The organism is Paenibacillus kribbensis, from assembly GCF_001705305.1.
Lineage (GTDB): Bacteria > Bacillota > Bacilli > Paenibacillales > Paenibacillaceae > Paenibacillus > Paenibacillus kribbensis_B.
Map to the genome: position 1 here is coordinate 512,827 of NZ_MCBP01000003.1, position 26,200 is coordinate 539,026.

General features: G+C 49.0%; 24 protein-coding genes and 1 riboswitch. Of the genes, 21 read left to right on the top strand and 3 right to left on the bottom strand.

Translation table 11 applies throughout. The annotated features are described in order from the left end of the window. Nucleotides 1-102: 102 nt before the first annotated feature. Entirely contained in the window at nucleotides 103-1,014 is a 912-nt protein-coding gene (locus BAZ21_RS08305) for a DMT family transporter (RefSeq protein WP_068498877.1), read from the top strand. A gap of 108 nt (nucleotides 1,015-1,122) precedes the next feature. Here BAZ21_RS08305 and BAZ21_RS08310 read toward each other — a convergent pair whose 3' ends face one another. Then, entirely contained in the window at nucleotides 1,123-1,923 is an 801-nt protein-coding gene (locus BAZ21_RS08310; RefSeq protein ID WP_068498879.1) for a Cof-type HAD-IIB family hydrolase, read from the bottom strand. A gap of 162 nt (nucleotides 1,924-2,085) precedes the next feature. Then, nucleotides 2,086-3,087: a lipoate--protein ligase gene (locus tag BAZ21_RS08315; RefSeq protein WP_068498881.1), complete on the bottom strand. Its 1,002-nt coding sequence runs from the start codon at nucleotides 3,085-3,087 to the stop codon at nucleotides 2,086-2,088. A gap of 161 nt (nucleotides 3,088-3,248) precedes the next feature. Here BAZ21_RS08315 and cobD point away from each other — a divergent pair, with 161 nt between their 5' ends. The 10 genes from cobD to BAZ21_RS08365 all read left to right on the top strand — a co-directional run bounded on the left by cobD (nucleotide 3,249) and on the right by BAZ21_RS08365 (nucleotide 13,793). After that, a complete protein-coding gene (cobD, locus tag BAZ21_RS08320) occupies nucleotides 3,249-4,352 on the top strand; it encodes a threonine-phosphate decarboxylase CobD (RefSeq protein WP_068498883.1) in 1,104 nt (367 codons plus the stop codon). After that, nucleotides 4,342-5,313, top strand: a complete 972-nt coding sequence (gene cbiB / locus BAZ21_RS08325; RefSeq protein WP_068498885.1) for an adenosylcobinamide-phosphate synthase CbiB — start codon at nucleotides 4,342-4,344, stop codon at nucleotides 5,311-5,313. Before cobD ends, cbiB begins: the two co-directional genes overlap by 11 nt. A gap of 47 nt (nucleotides 5,314-5,360) precedes the next feature. Beyond that, complete coding sequence (locus BAZ21_RS08330) at nucleotides 5,361-6,131, top strand: histidine phosphatase family protein (protein ID WP_068499043.1); 771 nt, start codon at nucleotides 5,361-5,363, stop codon at nucleotides 6,129-6,131. A gap of 78 nt (nucleotides 6,132-6,209) precedes the next feature. Further along, nucleotides 6,210-6,420, top strand: a riboswitch (cobalamin riboswitch). Nucleotides 6,421-6,623: 203 nt separating this feature from the next. Then, nucleotides 6,624-7,631: an ABC transporter substrate-binding protein gene (locus tag BAZ21_RS08335; protein WP_068498887.1), complete on the top strand. Its 1,008-nt coding sequence runs from the start codon at nucleotides 6,624-6,626 to the stop codon at nucleotides 7,629-7,631. Beyond that, complete coding sequence (locus BAZ21_RS08340) at nucleotides 7,628-8,674, top strand: FecCD family ABC transporter permease (protein WP_068498888.1); 1,047 nt, start codon at nucleotides 7,628-7,630, stop codon at nucleotides 8,672-8,674. Before BAZ21_RS08335 ends, BAZ21_RS08340 begins: the two co-directional genes overlap by 4 nt. Further along, nucleotides 8,671-9,504, top strand: a complete 834-nt coding sequence (locus BAZ21_RS08345; RefSeq protein WP_068498890.1) for an ABC transporter ATP-binding protein — start codon at nucleotides 8,671-8,673, stop codon at nucleotides 9,502-9,504. The genes BAZ21_RS08340 and BAZ21_RS08345 overlap by 4 nt, the downstream gene beginning before the upstream one ends. A 46-nt stretch (nucleotides 9,505-9,550) precedes the next feature. After that, nucleotides 9,551-10,621 carry a nicotinate-nucleotide--dimethylbenzimidazole phosphoribosyltransferase gene (cobT, locus tag BAZ21_RS08350; protein WP_068498892.1) on the top strand — a complete coding sequence of 357 codons (1,071 nt, stop codon included), beginning with the start codon at nucleotides 9,551-9,553 and terminating at the stop codon, nucleotides 10,619-10,621. Continuing rightward, a complete protein-coding gene (locus tag BAZ21_RS08355) occupies nucleotides 10,618-11,256 on the top strand; it encodes a bifunctional adenosylcobinamide kinase/adenosylcobinamide-phosphate guanylyltransferase (RefSeq protein WP_068498894.1) in 639 nt (212 codons plus the stop codon). Before cobT ends, BAZ21_RS08355 begins: the two co-directional genes overlap by 4 nt. Then, the gene (gene cobS, locus BAZ21_RS08360) at nucleotides 11,253-12,134 is read left to right on the top strand and encodes an adenosylcobinamide-GDP ribazoletransferase (RefSeq protein ID WP_068498896.1); all 882 of its coding nucleotides are present in this window, start codon (nucleotides 11,253-11,255) and stop codon (nucleotides 12,132-12,134) included. The genes BAZ21_RS08355 and cobS overlap by 4 nt, the downstream gene beginning before the upstream one ends. 39 nt (nucleotides 12,135-12,173) lie before the next feature. After that, entirely contained in the window at nucleotides 12,174-13,793 is a 1,620-nt protein-coding gene (locus tag BAZ21_RS08365) for a cobyric acid synthase (RefSeq protein WP_068498898.1), read from the top strand. A gap of 98 nt (nucleotides 13,794-13,891) precedes the next feature. Here BAZ21_RS08365 and BAZ21_RS08370 read toward each other — a convergent pair whose 3' ends face one another. Continuing rightward, nucleotides 13,892-15,592: a methyl-accepting chemotaxis protein gene (locus tag BAZ21_RS08370; protein ID WP_068498900.1), complete on the bottom strand. Its 1,701-nt coding sequence runs from the start codon at nucleotides 15,590-15,592 to the stop codon at nucleotides 13,892-13,894. A 456-nt stretch (nucleotides 15,593-16,048) separates the two neighbouring features. Here BAZ21_RS08370 and BAZ21_RS08375 point away from each other — a divergent pair, with 456 nt between their 5' ends. The 10 genes from BAZ21_RS08375 (at nucleotide 16,049) to BAZ21_RS08420 (ending at nucleotide 26,177) form a co-directional block, all read left to right on the top strand. Next, nucleotides 16,049-17,284: a PTS transporter subunit EIIC gene (locus BAZ21_RS08375; RefSeq protein WP_068498903.1), complete on the top strand. Its 1,236-nt coding sequence runs from the start codon at nucleotides 16,049-16,051 to the stop codon at nucleotides 17,282-17,284. A gap of 221 nt (nucleotides 17,285-17,505) precedes the next feature. Next, complete coding sequence (gene licT, locus BAZ21_RS08380) at nucleotides 17,506-18,339, top strand: BglG family transcription antiterminator LicT (RefSeq protein ID WP_068498905.1); 834 nt, start codon at nucleotides 17,506-17,508, stop codon at nucleotides 18,337-18,339. Between the two features lie 166 nt (nucleotides 18,340-18,505). Further along, entirely contained in the window at nucleotides 18,506-20,410 is a 1,905-nt protein-coding gene (locus tag BAZ21_RS08385; protein ID WP_068498907.1) for a beta-glucoside-specific PTS transporter subunit IIABC, read from the top strand. A 236-nt stretch (nucleotides 20,411-20,646) separates the two neighbouring features. Further along, complete coding sequence (locus BAZ21_RS08390) at nucleotides 20,647-22,044, top strand: L-cystine transporter (RefSeq protein WP_068498910.1); 1,398 nt, start codon at nucleotides 20,647-20,649, stop codon at nucleotides 22,042-22,044. A gap of 197 nt (nucleotides 22,045-22,241) precedes the next feature. Continuing rightward, the gene (locus tag BAZ21_RS08395; protein ID WP_068498912.1) at nucleotides 22,242-22,940 is read left to right on the top strand and encodes a queuosine precursor transporter; all 699 of its coding nucleotides are present in this window, start codon (nucleotides 22,242-22,244) and stop codon (nucleotides 22,938-22,940) included. 139 nt (nucleotides 22,941-23,079) lie between these two features. Continuing rightward, nucleotides 23,080-23,337 (top strand): hypothetical protein, encoded by a 258-nt coding sequence (locus BAZ21_RS08400; RefSeq protein WP_068498914.1) that lies wholly within the window; start codon nucleotides 23,080-23,082, stop codon nucleotides 23,335-23,337. 126 nt (nucleotides 23,338-23,463) lie between these two features. Next, on the top strand, nucleotides 23,464-24,516 hold the full coding sequence (locus BAZ21_RS08405; protein ID WP_068498915.1) for a hypothetical protein: 1,053 nt from the start codon (nucleotides 23,464-23,466) through the stop codon (nucleotides 24,514-24,516). Nucleotides 24,517-24,538: 22 nt separating this feature from the next. After that, nucleotides 24,539-24,973: a DNA polymerase III subunit gamma/tau gene (locus tag BAZ21_RS08410; RefSeq protein WP_068498917.1), complete on the top strand. Its 435-nt coding sequence runs from the start codon at nucleotides 24,539-24,541 to the stop codon at nucleotides 24,971-24,973. A 125-nt stretch (nucleotides 24,974-25,098) separates the two neighbouring features. Beyond that, nucleotides 25,099-25,317: a hypothetical protein gene (locus tag BAZ21_RS08415; protein ID WP_007429417.1), complete on the top strand. Its 219-nt coding sequence runs from the start codon at nucleotides 25,099-25,101 to the stop codon at nucleotides 25,315-25,317. Nucleotides 25,318-25,382: 65 nt separating this feature from the next. Continuing rightward, nucleotides 25,383-26,177: a hypothetical protein gene (locus BAZ21_RS08420; RefSeq protein ID WP_068498919.1), complete on the top strand. Its 795-nt coding sequence runs from the start codon at nucleotides 25,383-25,385 to the stop codon at nucleotides 26,175-26,177. Nucleotides 26,178-26,200 lie beyond the last annotated feature (23 nt).

Sequence of the window (26,200 nt, forward strand, 5' to 3'; positions counted from 1 at the left end):
CTATACATCATTCAATATCGCATACAACTGTTCTGTGGTTACACATCTGTTCTGTCTGTCTCCTTGTATGCTTGTGAGTAACAGAAGGGAGAGGGAAGTGTTATGATTGGTATCGCCTTTACAGTCATGTGTCTTATTTTTGGCACAACATTTTTGGCTATAAAAGTGGGAGTGGAAGCCGGACTTCCGCCGTTCCTATCGGCAGGTGCACGTTTTATGGCAGCAGGGGCGATCTTGTTTATTGCGATGAGGCTGTCGGGTAAGGTTCGGTGGTCGTTATTATGGCGTAAGGAAATGCTGCTGATTGGGACGGGAACGACCTTCGGCACATTTTCAACACTGTATTGGGCAGAGCAATATGTCAGCTCGGGGATCGGTGCTATTTTGTCAGCCACCGGACCGATGATGATTGTGTTGATGCAGTCCGCACTACTGCGGCAAAAAACGACGAGAATTACGCTCATTGGCTGCATGATCAGCTTTCTCGGGGTCGTGCTGGTGGTATTGCCCGGATTGGCGGTTCAAATCAGCGGTTTGTGGCTGGCAGGCTGTATGGCCATTTTGCTGGGTGAGCTGTGTTATTCGGGAGGAGCTCTCTATTCCAAGCGAGTCATGGATGCGTTTCGTGATACGAACCCGATTGCCTTGAATGCAGCACAAATGTTCCATGGTGGTTGGATGCTGCTGGCATTGTCGGCTATCACAGAGCCTTGGACTTCCGGGGAATGGAATCTGCTTCCTGCGATGGGCTCTCTATTGTATTTGATCCTGTTTGGTTCGATGATTGCACATACACTGTTCTACTGGCTCATGGAGCGTACGAATCCACTGTTTCCGACGACATGGCTCTATATTTCACCACCGATTGCTGTAGGCTTGGGGGCTTTTTTATATGGAGAGCATGTAAGCTGGTGGATGCTGGCAGGGGTACTGCTCATTGTGATCGGGTTGATGTGTATGAACAACGGAATCATCCGTCTGGTGAACAGACGAAAGCTGCGTACGGCTCCCTGAAAATGTGAGTCGTTGAGGCATCGTATTTGATGATACAAAAAAACCTCCAAAGCTGTCGCATGTTCATGAGTCAGTCCCATGCGACGCTTGGAGGTTTTCAGCTTAAAATCATTCAACATTCAGTACGAATTTGTCGATGGCATGCTTGACGCCATCTTCGTTATTGCTGGTAGTGATGTAATCAGCCAGCTTCTTCAAATCAGGAATGGCGTTCTCCATAGCTATGCCGAGACCGGCACATTCAAGCATTTCATGGTCGTTCCATGAATCGCCGATGGCAATCGTTTCCGACAGATCACAGCCAAAATGGTTTGCAAGGAAGGTGAGAGCGTGGCCCTTGGTGCCTTCATGATGCATGATTTCCAGAAAATGAGGCTTGGATTTCGTAATATGCACTTCACTGCCCAGCAGCTCGCGCAGCTCGGGAATTAGTTCGTCCAACACTTCCGGCTCGTCAATGATCAGCAATTTAGGAGCCGGTTGCTCTATAACTTTACTGAATACAGGCTCTACAAAATATTCCGTATTGTTCAGCGCGGTATAATCCTTGATTTTCTGATTATCTTCACGTGTGTACAGCTTGTCATCTATATAGGTTTGCAAATGCAGATTGCGTTCCAGGCAGAATTCATACAGGCGGCGTGCAGCTACGAGTGGAACATAGCGCTCATACAGCACATTTTCATCCAGCAGGTTTTTAACCAAAGCTCCCTGGTACGTAATAATCGGCACGTTCAATCCGGTTTGGCGGGCAATTTTATGTGCGGAGGCGTAAGCTCGTCCAGTGGCGAGAGTAACTACAACACCTTTAGCTACAGCAGCTTCCAAGGCCTGTTGTGTCGCCGGAGTAACTTCTTTCTGGTCGTTAATAAGTGTATCATCAATATCAATAGCAATTAATTTATACATATCTGTATTCTCTCCTTTATCTCTATCATGGGGCAATGCTCAAATTGTATCTCATAATATTCAAAATGACAATATCACAAAGAAAAGGGGACGACTCCTATAAGAGCCTGTCCCCTTATAACTACTGAAGTATTGGCTTGAAACTATGGGAAAAAGTAACTATTAGTCTTCCAAAAATACAAGTCCCACAAAATCGTCCAGCTCAATATTACCAAAATAATGCTTCAAATCGAGAGAGGACAAGGCTTGACGAACTTCGCCTTCATCATAGCGCTTGCCGCGCAGGGTATTCTCAATATCAGCGACGTCGCCCACACCGAAGAAATCGCCATAGATTTTAATATCACGGATATGGCCTTCCTTAAGGTCCATACGGATATCTATAATACCGACCGGGAATTTACGGGTGTGCTTGATATCGCTCTCCGGGGATTGACCGTAGTTCCAGTCCCAGGATTGATAGCGTTCTTTGGAAATTTCATGGATTTTAGCCCAATCGGCATCGGTGAGCTTATATTGAGGCACCTGATCCAGGTCTACTCCGAATATGAAGCGCAACAGCTCCTCACGAAATTGCTCTATAGTCATCTCACGATCCATCAGCTCGCTGATGTTGGCAACACGGCTGCGGACGGATTTGGTGCTTTTGGATTTAAATTTTTCAGGGTTGGCATTTAGGGATGCGGCTACATTGTCCAGATTCAGGTTAAACATCAATGTGCCGTGGCTGAACATGCGTCCGCGTGTGGCAAACTGGGCGTTTCCTGAAATTTTGCGTTCACCCACCTGAAGATCGTTGCGTCCGGTCATTTCGGCTTCCACACCCATTTGACGCAGGGCATCAATAACAGGTTGTGTGAATTTGAGGAAATTATGAAAGGACTCCCCGTTATCCTTGGTAATGAAGCTGAAGTTTAAGTTGCCGAGGTCATGATAGACAGCTCCGCCGCCTGACAGGCGACGAACGACCTGAATATGATTGTCTCTGACAAACTCGGCGTTGATTTCTTCAATGGTGTTTTGATGCTTGCCTATAATAATAGAAGGCTGATTAATGTAAAACAACAGATAGCTGTCGTCCAGCGGTAGATGCTTGAGTGCATACTCCTCAATGGCAAGATTAATGGCTGGATCGTGTATGCCCTGGTTGTCGATGAACAGCATGTCCATTCCTCCGTATATACAAACTGTGTATTTTATGTGTGCCTTCTTCTATTGTAACCCAAGTGAGCGATGTACAAAAGCTCATTTGCATTGACGGGACGCAAAAAACAGCCCCATAATGGAGCTAAATGATCAGGAACGGCCGGAAAGGATGATAGGCAATGATAGAGGTTTACGGTCATGGCGGAGACAGGGAGACGGCTGCGGCGACATTTGGCGGAGCTGCTGCGGATTTTGTAGATTTTAGCGCCAATATTAATCCGCTTGGACCGCCGCCCGAGGTGCTGGAGGTGCTGCAAAGTGCGTTGGATACGGTGATTCGCTATCCAGACCCAGGGCACCGGAATTTTAAAAATATGCTGGCACGGCGATTGCAAGTTCCACCCGAGTCGCTGAGTATCGGAAACGGCGCGGCTGAAAGCATGGCGTTATTGCTGCTCGGACTGGCTCCCAAACGTGTGGGCACGGTGGAGCCATGCTTTTCCGAATATGCAGAGCTGGCGGGCAAATTTGGGGCCGAGGTAAGCCGGGTATACGGCAAGGCCTCGCTGCAATGGAAGGCGGACGTGGAGGACATTCTTCAGCTCATGGAGCAGGTAGATATTCTGTTTTTGGGGCAGCCGAATAACCCAAACGGTGTACAGTACGGCGAGCAGGAGCTGCGCCAGCTGGCAGAGGTGGCTGGCCAAACGGACACCGTGCTGGTGGTGGACGAAGCCTTCATTGATTTTATCCCGCTGGAGCGGCGAGTTTCACTGCTGCCTGTGTTGGATCGGTATTCTCATGTGATTTTGATCCGGTCGATGACTAAATTTTATGCCATTCCTGGTTTGCGCCTGGGCTATGCGATTGCTCATCCGGACTATATCCGGCGAATGACGGCCAAGCAGGTGACCTGGAGTGTGAACGGATTGGCACTGCTGGCTGGGGAGGCATGTCTGCGAAGCGGGGAGGCCTACGAGCGACGCACCCAGGAGCTGATTGCAATCGAGCGTGGCCGTCTGCTGACCACTTTGGCGGAATGGGGCTGCGGCGTTGTTCCCGGCGAAGCAAATTATATACTGGCAAGGGCGCCGGGAACGTGGAGTGCATCGGCTATACAGCAGGCACTTGGACAGCGCGGGATTCTTATCCGTAGCTGTGCCATGTATCCGGGGCTGACGACGAGCCATTTTCGGATTGCGGTCAAGGACGCGGAAGCCAACGGCATACTGCTGTCTGTATTGGGTGAAGTGCTGGAGGAGGAACGGCGGCGTGACAGTTAGCTTGATCATCATGGCGGCCTATTTTCTGGACAGGCTGATCGGCGATCCGAGGTGGTTGCCACATCCGGTCATCGGAATGGGGCATGCCATTTCAGCGTTGGAAAAAGCAATTCGCCGCCAGGTTCGCAGTGACCGGGGATTGAAACGTGCGGGCATACTGCTTCCATTCCTTGTGGCGGGAGGCTCCTTTGCGCTCGCCTGGGGAGTGCTGCGCTTGCTTGCCTGGATTCACCCGTGGCTGTCTGTCGGAGCAGAAATCGTTCTGATCGCGACCACGATCGCCTCCAAAGGACTCAAGGAAGCGGGTATGGCAGTCTACCGTCAGTTGCAGGCGGGTGACCTGCCTGCGGCACGCCGGGAGCTGGGGATGATTGTCGGGCGGGATACACAGCAGCTGGATGAGCCAGAGATTGTGCGCGGAACCGTCGAAACGGTCGCGGAAAACATCGTCGACGCGATTATTTCTCCGCTTTTTTATGCCCTGATCGGAGGGGCACCCTTGGCGCTGGCTTATCGTGCCGTGAATACGCTCGATTCGATGGTCGGCTACAAGAATGAAAAGTATCTGCATTTAGGCTGGGCCTCGGCACGTCTGGATGATGTAGCTAACTACATTCCGGCACGACTGACAGCGGTTATGCTTGTGGCAGCGGCGTGGATGTATCGGCATGATGCGGCAAGAAGCTGGCGTACAGTCAAGCGCGATGCTCGCCTGCACCCAAGCCCGAACAGCGGCTTCCCGGAATCGGCCGTTGCCGGTGCACTGGGGATTCGGCTCGGAGGCTATAATGTCTATCACGGCGTGCGCTCCTTTCGAGCATATATGGGCGAGGGGCTACGACCGCTGGAGTCGGAGGATATCCGGCACACGATCCGGCTGATGTTCGCCGTCTCCAGTATGTTTGCAGGATTGTGTCTGCTAGGAGCCGCAGGTTATTTTGCCTTGGAATGGATACAGTGAGGGGTGACAACCTGAATACTGTTAATAGGGCAGGAAGTGACATCATTTTGAAACAGGATATAGAAGGAAAAAGGGAACCAGTATGCGAACAAAGTCTGAACTCGCAGCAGGATATGGAGCCGTATCATGCTAATGAAGATTCGCAATGGGATCTGGAGCTTGTGCTGGTACGTCACGGCACAACCCTGTGGAACAGAGAGCGTCGATATCTGGGACACTCTGATATAGGTTTGCTGGCCGGGGCAGAGCAGGAACTGGAGCCAGTGCGTAAGAGGCTTCAAGGTCGGTCATTTGCTCGAATCTATTGCAGTGACTTGAGGCGGTGTCGCCAGACCTTGCAGATCATTTTGCCGGAATCAGCATTGAAATCGGGTCGTGCCCTGTCGGCTATGCCTCCTATTATGGAACCACGCCTTCGAGAGCTTGATTTTGGCGAATGGGACGGAAAAACGTATGACATGCTTAAGAGTGTGGCATTGTATCGCGCCTGGATTGATGAGCCGCACCGGATCACGCCTCCTGGAGGAGAGTCTTGGGTACATTTTGAGCATCGTTTGCGCGAATTTCTTGATTCTCTGTATGAGTGGCGGTTCGCTATGGAGGCTCAGCCAATAAGTTTGGCTGATGCTCCTCCCTCTGTTCTGGTCGTCACGCATGGTGGCGTCATTCGTCAGTTAGCTTGTATGCTGATACCTGGGCATGATTTTTGGAGCCTAAACCCGGAACCGGGAGCTGCACTCAGCATCCAGTTGAGGTTGGCAGAGCCGCACAAGTTCATAGCGAAGATACTTTCTTATTCGTTAGACAAGGGCTGGTAAACAGGCTGTTTGGGTTGTAAGCAGTCTCTTTTTAACCTATAATCATCAAGTAAAAGAACGGCTTGACTAACACTACATCAAATATCCAGCAGACGAGGTCAGCGCAGTGTAATAGAATTTTCCTTCACGCGCTGTTAAAAGGGAAGTCGGTGTGAATCCGGCGCGGTCCCGCCACTGTAAATGGAAAATGCCTGTTAAAGCCCTGCTTTATATGCCGTCAAGCATATAAAGGAACATAGGCTGCGGCATCTGCCATAAGTCAGGATACCTGCCCGTCCGCCTCTCACCATAATCCTTCGAGGAAAGGATGACGTGTTCGCAGTGACTGTCCATGCGGAGGAAGCTGCCGCCTGCGCAATGATCTGCGCTAACGTGACCCCTGTGTCCTGATATAAGGATACGGGGGTTTTTTGAAGGAAAGGAAGGCTGGATTTAGAAGATATCGGATGAGGTTCAAGCGCTCTTACGATTTATTATGGAGGGGTGTAAATCATGTCAGGGAAAAAAATAAAGGTCTGGACAACAGGCCTATTGGTTTTGGTCTTGTCAGTTGTATTGAGTGCATGTGGCGCGAATGGAAAAAACGCCGAAAATAAAGGGAATCAGGCTTCTTCGCAGCAGGCAGGACAGACAGCAGCTGCACAGGAGCCTCCGGGTAAAACGGTTTACCCGTTAACGATTAAGGACGCAACAGGACAGGAATTCACGTTCAAAAAAGCGCCGGATAAAATCGTTTCCGTCTCCCCGGCAGAAACCGAGGCGTTGTTCGCCATCGGGCTGGATAAAGAAATTGTCGGCGTATCCGACTACTCCGATTACCCGGATGCGGCTGCGAAAAAGCCCAAAATGGGCGGTATTATGAAGCCGAATGAAGAAGCGATCATTGCTGCGAATCCGGATGTTGTTTTTGCAGGGATATCCCTTAGTGAGCAGGCTACGACCAAGCTGCGTGACATGGGAATTATGATTTTTAAAACCGAACCCAAAACAGTTGAAGATGTCATAGCCAACATCGAATTATATGGGAAAATCACCGATCATCAGAAGGAAGCAAGAACGGTGACCGACAAGATGAGAGCAGATGTAGCGGAAGTGAAGGACGGTGTTAAAAATATCGGCAAAGGGCAGAAGCTGCGAGTGTACGTTGAGTTTTCACCAGGCTGGACGGTTGGCAAGGGTGAGTTTATGGACGAACTGATTACGCTGGCGGGCGGCGAAAATGTAGGTGCGACGCAGAAGGGCTGGTACCAGATCAGTGAGGAAAATATTATTGCTGCGAATCCAGACGTGATTTTATATAGCAAAAGTGTCAAGGATGACAAAACAGGTCAAACGCTCGGTGAGATCATCAAAGCCCGCAGTGGATGGGATCAAATCTCGGCTGTTCGCAATAACCGGGTTTTTGCCGTGGATGATAATTTGATCAGCCGTCCGGGTCCACGCGTGACAGAAGGCCTCAAGGAAGTGGCCAAGGGCGTGTATCCTGAAATTTTCAAATGAACCGTAGACTGATCGGCTTTGGAGGGACAGGTCTGGTCTTGCTGCTGCTGACGCTGCTGCTCTGTCTCGGCATTGGCTCAGCCAAGCTTCCGGTCAGCCAAATCACAGGTATTCTGATTAACCATCTACCGGGGTTAGGTGAGACGTTTACACCGGATTGGAATACGTCCTCAGAACAGATTATTTTGAAGGTCAGACTGCCACGAGTGTTACTCGGAATGCTGGTAGGCGCTGCGCTTGCGCTGGCGGGAGCCGGATTTCAGGGTGTGCTGCGCAATCCGTTGGCTGATCCGTACACGCTTGGGGTGTCCTCAGGTGCTTCGGTAGGAGCGGCGGTGCTGATTTATTGGGGGCTTCAGTTTTCTTTTGTTGGCGTATGGACGCTGCCGCTGGTGGCGTTTTTCACCGGAATGTTGACGCTGTGGATGGTATTGACGCTGGCACGGGAAGGTGGAAGGATTCCGACACAAAGTCTCATTTTGTCGGGTGTGGTGATGCAATCTTTTCTGGGGGCGGTTGTTTCCTTCCTGACAGCCATGTCGAAGGAGACGGTCAATGAAATATTGTACTGGACGATGGGAAGTCTTAGTCTGCGTGGTTGGTCATATACGGGAATCCTCTTGCCTTACGTGGTCATAGGCTTGGTGTTTCTGTGGAACCGGGCACGGGTGCTGAATATTCTGGCTTTGGGTGAGCGTCAGGCGGCTCATATGGGCGTTCATGTAGATGCCACGAAGCTATCTGTGCTGATCGTATCCACGCTGCTGACAGCTGCTGCCGTCTCGGTATGTGGAGTCATTGGTTTTGTAGGACTCGTCGTACCGCATATCATCCGTCTGGTCACAGGTCCCGATTATCGGATGATTGTTCCGTTGTCCGCGCTGGGTGGAGCTATTTTTATGGCTTGGGCAGACACTGCAGCTCGCACGTTGCTCGCTCCGACGGAAATTCCTCTGGGCGTGATGACGGCCTTCGTCGGTGCCCCGTTCTTCGCGTACCTCCTGTACCGCAACAAAAAGCTGCGCAGGGGGGGACTGCTGTGACAGAACAAAGTGAATCACAGAAGAGGCCTATTCCGGCCATAGAGGTAGCAGGCTTGACTCGTGCTTTTGGAGAGTTCCATGCGTTGAAGAATATTAACTGGGGTGTAGACGAGGGATCGTGGTGGGGCATTATCGGTCCGAACGGCAGTGGTAAATCGACCTTGCTGCATTTGCTTTCCGGTGTAGATCAGCCAACCTCGGGCAGCGTTCATATCTATGGTAAAAAGGTTGGCAGCTACAGCAGAAAAGAGCTTTCCCGACTTGTAGCCGTACTCCAACAGGAGGGGCTTCCTCCCGTGGGATACACCGTCAGGGAGGTCGTAGAAATGGGACGGTTTCCTCATCAGGATTGGCTGGGCAGAGAAAAGGGTGTGGATGTTGACTTTATCACGGATCGCGTGCTGGAGCGCTTGGGTCTTGCCTCGCTGGCGGACAGAGCATTGGATCGCCTGAGCGGGGGACAGCGGCAGCGTGTAGCTTTGGCAAAGGTGATGGTGCAGGAGCCGCAAATATTGCTGCTGGACGAGCCTACGACCTATCTGGACCTGCGCTATCAGCTTGAATTTATGGAGCTGCTGGCAGAATGGCGGCAGGAAACGGGTGTGACGATCATTGCGGTCCTGCATGATCTTAACTTGACGGCCCAATTTTGCGACGATTTGCTTGTACTCAAGGATGGAATGATTGAAGGGGTGGGAGCCTCAGCGGAGTTGTTAACCGAGGAGCGGATTCGCCGTGTATACGGTGTTGAGCCTGTGGTGCTTCCGCATCCTGACAGCGGTGTACCGCAGCTTTTGCTGCGCAGAAGCGCTCGTAATACATGTAGATGAGTAGGAGATTTTATAACACATATAAAAGAAGCAGGGAGTGGAAGGTATGAGCGAAAAGCTGCGTCAACTTATTAGTAGCATAACCCCGCCGGATGAGGTGGCTGCTTCGGCCGCCTCAGAGCATTTGGACCAATTAACGAAGCCGCCGGGAAGTCTTGGGAAGCTGGAAAGTCTGGTCATCCAGCTGGCAGGAATTACAGGGGTGGACAAGCCTGAATTTAATCATAAAACCGTTATGGTAATGGCTGCGGATCACGGTGTATGTGAAGAAGGGGTCAGCGCCTTCCCGGCTGAGGTTACGCAGCAAATGCTGTATAACATGCTGTCAGGTGGTGCGGCCATTAATGTACTCGCACGTCATGCGGGCGCAGACGTCAAGGTTGTAGATGTTGGCGTTAATGCGGATGTCGCACACCCGGATTTGGTGAATCGCAAGGTGCGCATGGGCACTTCGAATATGGCCAAAGGGCCAGCTATGCTGCGTACGGAAGCGGAGCAGGCGATTTTGGCCGGAGCCGAGGCTGTAGCGGAAGCATTCCAAGGTGGCACACGGCTATTTGTTACCGGGGAGCTTGGCATCGGGAATACGACAGCCAGTGCTGCGGTCGTATGTGCCCTTACCGGACTGGAGCCGGAGGTTATCGTAGGCCGGGGCACGGGGGTAGATACGGCTGGGCTTACCCGTAAGATAGCGGTGGTCTGCCGCGCATTGGACGTGAACCAGCCGGATGGAAATGACGCGCTCGACGTGCTGACCAAGGTCGGCGGTCTGGAGATTGCCGCCTTGGCGGGCGTCATCCTCGGCGCAGCCGCACATCGCTGTCCAGTCGTGCTGGACGGCTTTATTTCCGGCGCAGCTGCCCTCGCTGCGCGCGCTCTGGCACCCGCAAGCGCGGCGTACATGCTCGCCTCGCACGCCTCGGACGAGCGCGGGCACGCAGCGGTGCTCCGCCAGCTCAAGCTGGAGCCCATGCTGCATTTGGACATGCGGCTCGGGGAGGGCACAGGTGGGGCGCTGAGCCTGCACCTGATTGATGCGGCGTGCCGCATTATGCGCGAGATGGCGACCTTTGCCGATGCCGGTGTATCGGACGGTCAGGGAGCCGCGCAGCAATGAAGGCGCTCGTGACCGGCGGGGCACGCAGCGGCAAAAGCGGCTTTGCCGAGCGGTTATGCATGTCGCGCGCGCCGCGCGCCTGCTATATTGCCACGGCACAAGCCTACGACACGGAGATGAAGGAGCGCATTGCCCTTCATCGGCTCCAGCGCGAGTCTGCCGGGTATGACTGGCAGACGCTGGAGGAAACGCAGGCGCTGCCGGAGCTGCTGCGGCGGCTTGGCGGCGGCCTCCCTGATATAGCACAAGTAGAGGCAAGGCTGGCTGCGCAAGACAGCCAGCCTGCCAGCTTGCACGCCAGCCAAGCACCGCAGCCATCACCCGCGCCTATGGTGCTGGTCGACTGCCTGACTCTCTGGCTGTCGAACGTGCTGCTGGCCGCAGGCGAGGACGGCGAGGCCGCGTCCAGAGCCGCCATCGACGAATTGGCGGCAGCTATGGAGAAGTACCCGGGCCCGCTCGTCATCGTGACCAATGAGGTCGGTGACGGTATTGTGCCCGAATATCCGCTTGGACGACTGTATCGGGATTTGGGCGGAATCATGAATCAGCGAATCGCCCGTCTGTGCGATGAAGTATTTTTGGTGACGGCGGGCATTCCCATAGAACTTAAACAGTTGGAATATAAGCTATGAGCCGCGAACGTCAAGCTGTCGCTGCGGCCTTTCAATTTTTGTCCCGTCTTCCGGTCAAGGCGGAGCTGGACTTTTCCCCGGAATTGCTTAAGCGTAGTGCAAGCTATTATCCACTGGTCGGAGCAGTGATTGGCCTCATCGTCTGGTGCTTTGCAGTGCTCGTTTCTTGGGTGCTGCCGCCGTTGCCCTGTGCGGTTCTTACTCTTGTCGTGTGGGTTTGGCTGACGGGTGGACTGCATTTGGATGGCTGGATGGATGCGGCTGATGCTTTGTTCAGCTACCGCTCCCGTGAGCGGATGCTGGAGATTATGAAGGATAGTCGTGTAGGAGCGATGGGTGTCATTGCTTGTGTGCTGCTGCTCATGCTTAAGGCTTCCTTACTGTATATTGTGTTGGATACCACGCTGAATGAACGGAATTTGTCCGGCTTGCTGCTGCTTCCGATGGTTTGGAGCCGCTGGTTTATGGTGCATGCGATGAAGCGCTGGCCCAAAGCGCGCAACGATGACGGACTGGCAGCACGTTTTGCCGATATGAGCGGCGGACGTGTCGGATTGGCTGTATTTTGGGCCGTTCTGGTGACTCTGGTGGCGGCCATAGGACAGTATATTCTTGCAGCGTTGCCCATAGGGACAGGCGGCATAGGGAATTTGTCAATGGCAGGAGCATATCTGCGGAAGTTCCTTTTGTATTCAGAGAACCTTCCAATCTGGATAGGCTTTGTGCTGCTGCCCTGGTTGGCTTACGGTGTTGGAACCTTCGTGGCTCATCGTATTAACCGCCGTTTGGGGGGGCTGACGGGCGATATTTATGGAGCCTTGAACGAATTGCTGGAGACTGTTTTATTGCTGCTTATTGTAATTTTGTACGGGCTGTGATCCGTTTTAAAATGAATTTGTTAAAAGGGGAAGAGGCCATTGTCAACTTTCGAACCGTCCTGCACGAATCCGGCTGCCGTATTGATGCTTCAAGGAACTGCATCAGATGTGGGCAAAAGCGTAGTGACGACTGCTCTGTGCCGTATATTTGTACAGGACGGCTATCGTCCCGCACCATTTAAGTCACAGAATATGGCGCTCAATTCTTATGTTACTGAGGACGGCAAGGAAATTGGACGCGCTCAGGGGGTGCAGGCTGAGGCCTGTGGTATTGAAGCAACCACCGACATGAATCCAATTTTGATTAAGCCAGTCAAGGATATGCACTCACAAATTGTTGTACACGGTGTACCTTATGCCTATATGAGCGCCTCCGATTATCGGAAGGACTTTTTGCCACAAGCCAAGCAGACGGTCATGAATGCTCTGAATCGGCTGCGCGATACCTATGATATTGTGCTTATGGAAGGGGCGGGCAGCCCGGCAGAGATTAATTTAAAGGATCGCGATATTGTAAATATGAATCTTGCGGGTTGGGCGGACGCTCCCGTATTACTTATTTCTGATATTGACCGGGGGGGCGTCTTCGCTTCTCTGGTAGGAACTATCGAGCTGCTGGAGCCACATGAAGTACAGCGTATCCGAGGATTCATTATTAACAAATTTAGAGGCGATCTGTCTCTGCTTCAACCGGGACTGGACTGGCTGGAGGAACGGACCGGTATTCCGGTACTCGGTGTACTGCCCTATCTGCCGGACATTCGCATTGAGGCAGAGGATTCTGTGGTACTGGACAAGAAACCCCGGCTGTCTGCAAAGAATAAGGAACTGGACATTGCGGTCATTCGTTATCCGCGTATTTCCAATTTTACGGACACGGATGCTTTGGCTGCTGAGCCTGATGTGAGCATACGTTATGTCACAGAAGCCGGGGAATTGGGCGTGCCGGATGCCATTATTTTACCCGGGACCAAAGACACAATCGGCGATCTGCTTGAATTGCGTGAAAGAGGTCTGGAGGAAGACATAAGGCAGGCCATGAAGACAGGACGCACGCAGCTGGTCGGCATTTGTGGAGGCTATCAGATGCTTGGCACGGCTTTGTTTGATCCCGAAGCAGTAGAATCCGGGTTGCCACAGCAGGCCAGAGGCTTGGGGTGGCTGGCTTTATCCACAACCTTTTTGAAGGAAAAACAAACCGTGCGCGTACAAGGAACCTTGTCTATTCATTGCCCGCTGTTGCTAAGCACTGCATCTGATTCACATGCTAATCCCAAGCCGAGCATTGAAGGCTATGAAATACATATGGGTGTTACGGAATGTGATACAGAACCGCATTTACCTGCAGATGGAGCTTTAAGTATGGAGAAAATGCGTTCGCTATTCCATATCAGGCGTGGCGAAGGAACAGAATTTGAGGAAGGCTGGGGCACGGCAGACGGTAAAGTATGGGGAACCTATTTGCACGGTGTATTTGATAATGACTGTTTTCGTCGTTCCTGGCTGGATGGGTTGAGACAGGCCAAGGGCTTGACACCACTTGATAGCACCTTCACCGTTCGTGAAGCCAAAGAACAGGAGTTTGACCGTGTTGCAGAGGTGGTACGGGCTCATTTGGATATGGATCAAATTTATCGCATTATGGGGATGAATTCTTAAGCTTTATACGTGGTCCAAGAATATGCTTATAAAATAAAGAGGTATCTCTATAGCCATTGTATTCATGACTAAGAGACACCTCTTTTTAGGTTGCCTGCTTACACAATTTTAAATTTTTGCACGGCTGCTTGCAGTTCAGTCGCTTGCTTGCTTAATTGACGTACTACCTCGCTGTGACTCTCCATTTCATTCAGTTGCTCATCTGCATTTAAACCGATTTCCCGTATCATGTTTTGTGCATTTGCAGCGATAAGAGCCGTCTCCTCTACGGATGCCGATACCTCTTCCGAACTGGCGGATACTTGCTCCGTTGCTGCGGATACTGTTTGAATCGTAGCATTGATTTTTTGCATAAGCTCACTGAGCTGATTAAAGGCTGAACTTGCTTGCTGAACCATTTCCGTGCCCGAATGAATTTCACGACTGACCCGGGACACGGAATCCACGGACTGCTGCGATACTTCCTGAATGGTAACCAAATAGTCGGAAATCTCCTGTGTTGCTTCCTTGGATTGCTCGGCGAGCTTACGGACTTCCCCGGCTACTACGGCGAAGCCGCGGCCATGTTCACCCGCACGTGCAGCCTCAATCGAGGCATTCAGTGACAGCATTTGGATCTGTTTCGTAATATCGAAAATAGCCGAAACGATGCTGCCAATGGCTTCAGAACGCTCATTCATGCTATGAATGTATCGCAGCGATTCATCGGCAGCTTGTCCTACCTGTGTCATTTGGGCTACCGCATTTTGAGCGAGCGTATTACCGTTAACCGTTTCCTGGGTCGCTTCACTGATTTGATCGGATACATCATTGGCAGAGGATGCAATATGCTGCACCCCTTGAGCGATTTCCTCCATGGCCTGGGCATTTTCTGCAGCAGCCGAAGCTATGCTGGTGCTTCCTTTGGCCACTTCTTCTGCAGCAACTGTAGAGTCCTGCACTTTTACACTCATGACTTCAGTCCGGCGAAGCAACTCGTTGGAGCCTTCTACAACCGCACCGGATGTAGAAAGCACATGACCGATCATTTCTTTCAGATTATGGGTCATGGACTGGAAGCTGCGGGCAAGCTGCGCAATTTCGTTGTCACCATGAACCTTTGCATCTTGTGACAGATCCCCTTGAGCGATTTTTTCACTATGACGAACCAATTCGGCAATGGGCCCCACAACTTTACGCACGATGAGGGTAGAAATAATTCCGCCCAGTAGGAGCGTTGCTATGGTAATACCTATGCATATCCATAAAATTTGTTGGGATTTTTCCTGTACAAATCCGACATCTTCGTTCACACCAAGGATCAGATTACTGCCCGAAATAGCAAAAAAGGCGGTTTTGTGTATCCCGTATGAGTCGCTGTAAATGTCACTGACATTCATTTCGCCTTGTTTGGCTTTTTTAATATCTTCTACAGGAACGAGAGCATCCTTGAGCTTATAGGCTGATTTTACATTACGTGCGACAACTTCGGCCTTATCATCCTTCACTACCGCGATATATGCTGATTCTAGCTTGAGGGTATCGACCTTGTCCTGAAGATAAGATTCCATCTGTATGGCGGAGCCGGAATCAGAACCGTTTCCTTGCCCGGCCTGAACAGCTAAAGAAATATTGAGATCCTGGTAGACATTTTTGGCTCCGGTTTCCAGCATTTGATCGACCTGAGGTATGACACTGTTATTAATGATACTCATGGATACTGCATAAAAACTGATGCTGAACAGAAGGGACGCAAAGAGCTGAATCAATAAAAACATAACTCGCAATTTCGCGCCAATGGAACGATTAAAACGCTTCATGAAAAATCTCCTCTCACATGATGGTAATAAAATAACAGACGAATTCCCCTGCTTGATGTAGGCCGCTTGTCCATTTGCAATACTAGACACGCCATGATCTACTGGTTCCTTTCCTTGCTTGAAGAAAAGACTGAAAATGTTCGGATTCTATGTATATTTCAGCTGTATTCAAGAGACAAGAATGAGAAAGGGAAGTAATCCATGATTTACTAAAAAGTAGGTTAGACCTATTTTACATAATTAACAGGCGGTTGAATAGTAAAATTTGCCCAAAAACAAACAAAAAATATATAACTATGGTCTTAGGTAATTTCACTCCTTCTTAAAAACTATTGTAAAAAAGAAGTAATATAAGTAGTATAAGGAATAGAACTTTTTATAGAGCTTCTTTTAAGTTTGCTTTAGTAAGTTCGAGTGTGGTCTTTAATATACATATAAAAGGGGAAAAAGGCATCTATGAATCAGGAACTACTTTCCAAAAGAATAATTCCACAGGTAGAAGGGGAAGATAGGCAGAAGATGACTTCCGGTAGTCTTAAAACTGCCGCAGGAGGAAATCCGATAAGTCGCCTGTTTGATTTTATTTCAGGTGCATTCACTCCAATCTTGCCGGCCATGATTGGGGCAGGAATGATCAAGGCAGTTATATATGTTTTAATGACCTTCGGTTTTTTGTTGTCTGATCCGCAGGTGTATACTATTTTATTGGCCGTCAGCGATGGGATATTTTACTTCCTGCCCATTTTTGTGGCAGCAAGTGCGGCAAGAAGGCTGGGCAGCAATGTGTTTGTTGCGGCAGCCGTCGGAGCATCCGTTTTTCATCCCCAACTAACAGCTTTGCTTCAGTCTGGTGAGGAGGTCCGTTTTGCTGGTCTGTCAGTTATTGAGCCGCAAGCTGCTTCTTCCATAATACTAATACTTGTTGTCGTCTGGATGGCATCGTATGTGGAAAAATGGTTAGAAAGGTATACCCCTTCTTCACTTAAATTGATGGCTGTCCCAACTTTGACACTGGTGATCACTATATCTTTGATGATGTTCGTTTTTGGACCACTGTGGACTTATCTTGGCCAACATATATCTGATGGACTTGGCTGGTTGTTTGACAATACAGGAGTGCTTGCAGGGCTGTTGCTCGGGGGCACAATGTCTGTGCTGATTATTGCAGGCATGCAATATATCATGATGCCAATTATGGTTAGCTCGCTTGCAACCTTGGGCTATGACCATATTTTTCCTGTGGTAGTGGCAGCGGCACTTGCTCAGGCAGGTGCAGCATTTGGTGTGCTTTTTAAATCCAAAAATGGCAAAGTGAAAACGCTGGCCTTTTGGACAGGCTTGCTTGCCCTGCTGGGGGTGACTGAGCCAGCGATGTATGGGGTCACCATGCGTTTTAAAAAGCCTTTTGCTGCGGTGTTGATCGGAGGAGCGCTCGGTGGCGCATTTATGAGTCTATTTGAAACCAAGTCAATGGCTATTGGCGGTATATCAGGTCTGCCCAGCTTGGGACTATTCGGCGGACCCACATTTGTGTACGCCATTTTGGGTATGTTGATTTCGTTTGTGAGTGCAGGCGTAATTACGTATTTCATGGGCTTCAAGGATGTGAAGGGGGAGCAGTCAACAGTAGCATCCTCATCCGGCATCAGTACTTCCTCTGATTCGGCTGTAGAAAAGAACATGAACAGCTAAAGTGCACCAATCGTCCGGAAACCACATGCCAGAAATCACATGAAAGTGTTTACAAAAAAATATTGTCGGCTCCGTTTTTATGTGATATTATGGTGACAGCTTTTCAAAACTGCACAATCGTGGGTTGTTACTGAGCATATCGGGCAAAACCATAAGCAGGCACTAAGTGTCAGTTTTGGTATTGCCTTTTTTTACTACTCCAAGCGGCTTAAGGTGATGGAATGAAGATAGAAAAGGTGCTGAATAATAACGTCGTGACGGTGATTGATGAGCATCAGAAAGAACTGGTCATCATGGGTAGAGGAATTGCTTTTAAGAAAAGCACAGGCGATGAGATCGATGAAGCGCAAATCGAGAAAATTTTCAAGCTTGAAAGCACCGAGGTTTCCCGCAAGCTGATGAGCCTGATGTCTGATATCCCTATTGAATACGTTGAAATTTCTGATGAAATCATCCAATATGCCAAAACGATACTTGGTGTACAGTTGCATGACAGCATCTATATTTCGCTGACGGATCATATCCATTTTGCCATAGAGCGTTATCGTTTGGGGATGGATATTAAAAATGCACTTTACTGGGAAATCAAACGTATGTACCGCAAGGAATTTTCAATCGGGACCAAAGCATTACACATGATTCAGGACAAGCTGGGAGTTACACTTCCGGATGATGAAGGAGCGTTTATCGCTTTGCATTTGGTGAATGCACAGCTCAATAGCGAAATGCGCGAAACGATTGCCCTGACGAACATCGTCAAGGACATTATGAATATTGTAAGCCGCTTTTTTGTAATGGAGCTGGATGAAGAGTCATTAAGCTACTACCGCTTTATTACACATCTCAAATTTTTTGCTCAACGGGTAATGAACGGGACCCCTGTACAACATGCAGATAATTCCCTTCATGATATGGTTAAGGTCCAATATAAGGATGCTTATGCCTGTGCGGAGAAAATAAGGGATTATACAACTAAAATCTATGGTCGAAGTTTGTCCCAGGATGAGATGTTATATCTCACCATTCATATCGAACGTATCATTAAAAATCAATGATGTATCAATGATCAGGGATTTAGGATTGCTACTTCTAAACAAGAAGGCAAAACCTGAATGCTGAAAGAAGATTGGCTTTCTATAAAGCTGACTGCTTTCTGTATTCAGGTTTTTTTTATTGTCAATTCGCGTGTTATATACCTTAAAAAGAAAAGAGGAATACCTCATGGATCGAAATCAATTATCCAAAGAGATACTTACACTGGTTGGTGGTGAAGAGAATGTTGAGCAGGTAGTTCACTGCATGACCCGTTTGCGCTTCAATCTTTATGATAATAAGAAAGCTCAGAAAGAGCAGTTGAAAAAAACGGATGGCGTCATGGGAGTGATGGAGAGTGGCGGCCAGTTTCAGGTTATTATCGGTGATGATGTAGCTAACGTGTACAAATCGTTGGTGAGCAACATGTCCAAGGCGCCGCAAAGTGAGACAGGCGCAAGCAATGCATCCAAGAAAAAACAAAACCCGATCAGCAGTCTGTTTGACTTTATAGCTGGTATGTTTACACCTATTTTGCCGGCGATCACCGGTGCAGGTATGATCAAAGGGATTATTGCCCTCTTGGTGGCTATGCACTGGATGTCCGACAAGAGCCAGACCTATACGATTTTGGCGGCCATAGGTGACGGTGCATTCTACTTCCTGCCGATTATTCTGGCTGTGAGTGCTGCTAGAAAACTGGGAAGCAATATGTTTATTGCGGCTGCGATAGGTGCCTCTATTTTGCATCCGACGATTACGGCCTTGCTGGCATCCAATGTGAAGGTTAGCTTTATCGGTCTTCCGGTGACGGCGGCTACTTATGCATCGACTGTTATTCCCATCGTCATCGCCATCTGGCTGGCGTCCTATGTTGAAAAATTTATTGATAAGTATACGCATGCATCACTGAAGCTGCTTGTTGTTCCGACACTGACGCTGTTGATTATTGTACCTTTGACGTTGATTGCTGTAGGGCCGCTGGGCTCCATTATTGGTAATGGCCTGTCGGGAGGTATCTCTTGGCTGTTTGAAAATACAGGTCCGCTTGCAGGTCTGCTGCTTGGCGGTACCTTCTCCCTGATCATCATGACAGGTATGCACTATGCTTTGGTTCCGATTATGATTGGCTCGATTGCAACGTTGGGCTTTGACTACATGATTCCGATTATGGGCGCAGCTAACTTGGCTCAGGCCGGTGCTGCACTGGGCGTATTCTTGAAATCTAAAAATGCCAAAGTCAAAACAGTGGCTTTCTCCACGAGCTTGACAGCTATTATGGGTGTTACCGAGCCTGCGATGTATGGTGTAAACATGCGGTTTAAAAAACCGTTTACTGCAGCGTTGATCGGCGGAGCTGTCGGCGGGGGCTTCATGAGCTTCTTTGGCACAAAAGCGTATGTTATGGGTGGATTGGTTGGTTTGCCTGGTCTGGCAATGTTTATCGGACCGACTTTCTTGTACGCAATTCTTGGTCTCATTATTGCATTTGTGGTTGCTACGTTGGTTACTTATTTGATCGGCTTTACAGATGAAAAGAATGAAGAAGCACCACAAACAACAACAGATGCTGCTGAAGAGGCCACTACTGAGGAAGTAGCAGAATCTACTGTGGCCTCACTGCCAAAAGGTGAGAAAATCCCGGTATACAGCCCGATTATGGGTGAGGTTAAGCCGCTCAGTGAAGTCAATGACCCTGCTTTTTCTCAGGAAATCATGGGTAGAGGATGGGCTATTGAGCCATCTGAAGGTCGCGTTGTTTCTCCAGTTGAAGGTACCGTATTCTCCATTGCCAAAAGTGGACATGCCGTAGGTTTGGTGAGTGATTCCGGGCTTGAAATGCTCATACACGTTGGGATGGATACGGTTAAGCTGAAAGGCCTTCATTTTACGCCTCATGTGAAAGCAGGGGATCGAGTGAAGGTAGGCGATCTCATGCTGGAGTTTGATCTGGTGGAAATCCGCAAGGCTGGCTACGAAACGATTACACCTGTTATTGTTACGAATGTAGCTCAGTTTAGCGAGCTGGAGTCCGCTGGAAATCAGCATAAAGTGGTTAAGGAACAGGAGCTTTTATATACCGTAATCGTCTAACGACAGCTACAGATTTTATGTATAAGCTGAACATCAAGCGTTGGATTCAAGAAAAGGCAGGTCTTCGAAACAGGAAGGCTTGCCTTTTTGCGTTTTCCATGTAATCCGAAGAAGCTGAGCTGGCTTCGATTGATTTATTGGAATAAAATCCTACAAAAATAGTTGGTTTTGTGATATAGTAATTAACGGATTTGAGGGTCATCTTACACAACATCATCTGTCTGGAGGAAAAATATATGGATACCTTCTTTATTATTTTGAACGTGCTCGTCCTGCTTGCACTGCTCGGCGTATTGGTCTGGATGCAGAAGAAGCACATCTCCTTTACAAAAAGGGTATTTGCCGGGCTGGGCTTCGGTCTGATCTACGGGGCTATTCTTCAGTACGCCTATGGCTCTGGTTCCGAGGTGATTACGAAATCGGTTGATTGGTTCAACATTGCAGGTAATGGTTATGTCCGTTTGCTGCAAATGGTAGTTATTCCGCTCATCATGGTGTCGATTATTTCGGCTATTATGAATTTGAAGGGAAGACAAAACCTTGGCAAAATAAGCGTGTCCATTATTGCTGTACTGCTGATTACAACGGCTATTGCTGCTTCCGTTAGTATAGTAACCAGCCTGTCGTTCGATCTAAAAGCGATTGAGATTCAAAGCGGGGAAAAGGAGCAGGCACAGGGCTTGAAGATGGAAGAGCGTCTTGGAACGGTTCAGGATATGACCATTCCACAGCAGGTGCTGGAATTTATCCCTTCCAATCCTTTTGAAGATATGACGGGCGCGCGTCGTACTTCGACGCTGGCAGTGGTTATTTTCTCGGCCTTTATCGGGGTGGCTGTGCTTGGACTGGATCGCAAAAAACCGGAGCAGGCGCAAACCTTCCGCAAAGTCATCGACGCCGTATACGCTGTGGTGATGCGGATTGTGACGCTGGTGCTAAGGCTGACGCCTTACGGCATTTTGGCATTGATCACTAAAGTCGTAGCTACAACCAATCCGGATGAAATCTTGAAGCTGATCAAGTTTGTACTTGCTTCTTATGTAGCTTTATTGGTTATGTTCGTCATTCATCTTATTTTGCTGGCCTTGTTCGGCTACAATCCGGTGACCTATGTGAAAAAGGTATTGCCTACACTGGTATTTGCCTTTACTTCTCGTTCCAGTGCGGCGACCATTCCGTTAAATGTTGAAACACAGACGAAAAAGCTTGGTGTGTCCGATGGCATCGCGAATCTGTCTGCGACCTTGGGAGCGACCATTGGGCAAAACGGCTGTGCGGGGATTTATCCGGCCATGCTGGCGGTTATGATTGCTCCAACCATGGGCATTGATCCGACGAGCTGGGACTTTATTCTCACGCTCATTCTGGTCGTTACGGTTAGCTCGTTCGGCGTGGCCGGGGTAGGTGGTGGTGCCACCTTTGCTTCCCTGATCGTGCTTTCTACCATGAATCTTCCAGTGGCCTTGGCGGGCCTGCTCATATCGGTCGAACCGTTGATTGACATGGGGCGTACAGCGCTGAATGTGAATGATTCGATTACCGCAGGACTCATTTCCGGCAAGGTGCTCAAGGAGAATGATCACGACGTGTTCAATGACCGTGGCCTGGATTTAGATGCGACGGCACGCTCTTAAGTAAACGTTAAAACGTATCGTGCACCTCAATGTTCAGAGTCGGCCATCAGGCGGCTCTTTGTTTTGGTTTCATCGTAATGTAATTATAGCTGTTCACCAATCCTGATCTATGATACATTAAAATAATGTTTTTCCGGCTTGCTTCGGATGAACCGCGGTTCGCAACCATCCCGCGCTATCAAAACTAGGAGGATTTCATGTTTAATCTGTTATGGGGGGCAGCTTTTGTCCTCGTCAATTTTATGTTCTTTTTGTTATGTTATCGTTTGTTCGGTAAAAAAGGATTGTACGCCTGGATTGGTGTCGCTACGGTACTGGCCAACATTCAGGTCACCAAAACCATTGATCTGCTCGGCATTACCACAACATTGGGAAATACGATGTATGTTTCTATGTATATGGCCAGTGATTTGCTGAATGAAAAATACGGACCTAAAGAGGCACGCAAAGCGGTGTGGTTCGGCTTTTTCACGCTGATTATGACGACGATCACGATGCAGATGGTTCTGCTGTTCCAGCCGACTGCAACGGATTTTGCCCAGACACCGATGCAACAGCTGTTCGGATTGCTGCCTAGACTTGCGCTTGCCAGCTTGACAGCCTATGCGGTCAGTCAATTGCTGGACGTGCGTCTGTACGCCTGGATTCGCAAATTTTTCCCGGAGCGTCATCAGCTCTGGATTCGTGGCAATGGCAGTACGATGATCAGCTCGTTTATAGATACGCTCATTTTTTGTAGCATTGCCTTTTACGGCTATGCGTGGGGGATATGGCTGGAGCTGTTGTTTACCACCTATATTTTAAAATTCGTACTGACCGCGGCGGGTACACCGATTTTGTACATCGCGCGCAACTTCCGCTTTATAGAAGAGGAGGGGCAGACTCTCAAGCCATAATTGGCTTGGGGGCGCCCCTCCTTTTTTTCGCATGTTCTCACTGCTGAATATAGAGAATCGTTCAATGAAGCTTACAGTTGCTTATATTGAAGTATAGGGATCGTCTAATCAAACCTTTTGCTATGAAGGAGGCTATGGAATGAAGCAGTTTACCCTATGCACCCGATGTAAATTTCGTTATGTGACACAGAGGGCCAGAGAAAGTTTTACACAGGAGAAAATGGCAGGAGATGCCTTGCTGTGCCTGCATTGTATTGGCGAACTCACAGGTAAAGTAATAGATCAGTCGGGGAGTCTTGTTTATCCACATGAGGTTGAACAGTCTAATCGGCAGCAGCATATTCCGAGGTCGTCTATTGAGGGTTGTAGACCCTGTATGAAGAAACGAGGGCAATGAAAGGGATCAAGTACGCCGATACAGTTAAAACCTCGAATGCTTCACTTATATTGATATCGTCAGGAAGGTGGTTTGCTCAAAATCGGGATGCCATTGGAATGGAATAATAAACTGGAGGTTTTAAAGATGGGGATAACGAAGAACAAAAAAATGTTGATTAAAGGCGCGGGCAAGTTCATGGCTAAAATTCCGAATCGAGATGAACTCATCACGATCGGAACACTGAACAATATGCTTCTGGACATCCAGCTTGATATGCAGGATATCGAGGGTGGAGATTCCAGTGTGCCCCTGGATGCTTTGCTTCGTAAAAAGACGATTGATATTACGGCTCAAGATGCCAAATTTGACTTAAATCTGGTCCGTCTCGTCCTCGGTTCCAAGCTGCGTGAAGGTGTTAGCGGAGCGTCTTACCGACTGGTAACGGAAACGGTGACGGTTCCGGGGGAATCTCCATACCAGGTGCTGCTCACAGAAGCCGCAGCGACAAGTCCTGCTATTAAGGCCTACGAAGATGTGATTACTGGCACAGATGTAACCACAGGAGTTACCGTGACAGGTAATAAGGCAGTGTTCGAGGTAGCCTTGGCCGGGAAAAAAGTAGTGATTGTTTATCCTGTTGCTTTGAGTGGAGTTCAGCAGGACGACGATGGATTTGTGTGGGAACTGGAAGAGAAGCACGTGATTCAGGAAGTGAACGGGAAGTGTGAAGCAGAGCTTGTCTTTGGTACTTCGCTGTATTCCACACCTGAAATTTCAGTGCGTACGTTAACAGGAAACAAGCTTCTCAAACAGTTGCCCACCGGGACCCCTACCGAGGAGCAATACCTTGTTGAAGGGGGCAAGCTGATTTTCAATACGGCTTTGAAGGATGTAGCCATCTATGTAAACTATAAACGCAATGAAGTGGTGGATGTTCTGGATATTTCGAGCAGGGATTTACCGTTGACGGTTCATCTGGTTCATGATGGCCGTTTTGAGCAAAAGGACGGTTCTGTACAGGGATACCAAACGGAATTGTATCAATGTCGCGTGAAATCCAATTTCACGATTGATGCTCAGCGCCAGCAGGCGTCTACGCATAGTGTGACCCTGACGGTCATTGATCCGGAACGCTTTGATAACAAGCTAGGTACGATCAAGCGTTATGAGGTCGCAGCGGCATCTGTTAACAACTGATACGTAAGGATGTGTTTTCAGAATGAACGAAAGAGAGCTCACCATTCCATCCAAAAATGAGCTTCCCAAGTCAGCTGAAGTTGCGGAAGATGCAAAGAAGATTTTGACAGAAGAGGAAGCTCAGATCAAAGAAAAAGCATTCTTTGAAGAAGATGAACAGGTGCGTCTACGTGACGGTAAAACGTATTATTTGCCCCCGCTTGGGTTAAAGGATGCGCGTAAGCTGATTAAAAAGCTGAATGCTATTGATTCCGGCATTATTATTGCAAATCTGATCCCGGATGATCCCGAAGGTACGGATCGTTATCATGAGCTGATAGATGTGCTGATGATGGGCTTCAAGCCTTATTACAGCTGGATGACTCCTGAGCATTTGGAAGAGTATGTTGACCTCGAAACGGCCAAGCGAATTATTGATGCCATGATCGGACTGAATGGAATAAAAAAGTCCATGTAGCCACTGAGGATGAGGAACTGGAGTATGATCGGCAAGCTCCCATTGACTGGGCGAATCTTTTTTTTAAGCTGGCCCATTATTGTCACCTGGACAAGCATCAGGTTTGGGACCTTACCCTCCCTCAGTTGGGCTACTATCTGGAGCAGTGTCATGACCATATCGAATTTACAATTAAAGTATCCTCTATGTCTGCCTTTGGGCTATGGAGCGGGGCTGATCAAATGGATCGTTCGGATACCCGCCATACAGGCCGTGAAGAAGTCAGGGAAGACGGCTCATATATGGGCAGCTATAAGATAGCGGACGAAGAAGATATGGCATTTTTGGCCAATATGCTTGGTTGAAGGACACTCCTGCTCTGCTCCATATGGAGGGGCGGGAGTTTCATTTTATAAAAGGTGGTGAATGCATGGGTGATATAGAGACTGATGTGCTTGTGGAGCTACAGGCATTTATTCAGACACTAAAGCATTCTTCTAGTGAGGAGAGGCAGGGATTGGAATTACGCTTTGAGCGTTTGGAGGAACACAAGCGCACGTTAAGTACCTTTTTAAATTTTAGGACAAGGCCGGAAGCAAAGCTACAGAAATCAGATCAGGCACCAGCAGATCCAAGTCAGAGTATGCAATATGAGATGAATGGTACAACGGAGTCGCCGACCCTCCCCATGAATGAATATGTGAGCAAGATGCAGAGGGCTCAAAGCAGGGAAATGCTAAACGCTGAAATAGCAGCTGTACGAACAGGCTCTATGGAGTACATCCGTATACGAAAGCATCAAGCTCAGGGCTTGCAAAGTGTACTCAGTCATCAGCGCACATTTCATATGAAGCCGGCGGAAGCTTCATGGAACTTCCAGGAGCAGATCAGCGAATGGAGAGGGCAGTCCCTGCAAGCCCAATTGGGGATTTGGGCTGGGATGGAGTCATTAACGGGAACGTTTCATATGCCAGGGGGCGTTACGGAGCTGACCCAAAATGAATATCTGACACGTACAAACGTGCAGCCATCTTATACGATCAACTCCGGTGATGTTGTTGTCCATGTGACATTGCCTAATGTTACGAATAACGTAAGTCCGACCCAACTGGAGACCATAGGCAAGAGGCTGGGAAGAGGTCTTAAAAATGGTAGGGTGGGAAGCTTGCGCGATCAGCTTCTTATGAATCCGACCACTGCTTATCGTAGCAGTACATCATATTAATCCATCATCCGTCGTAGTGGAGC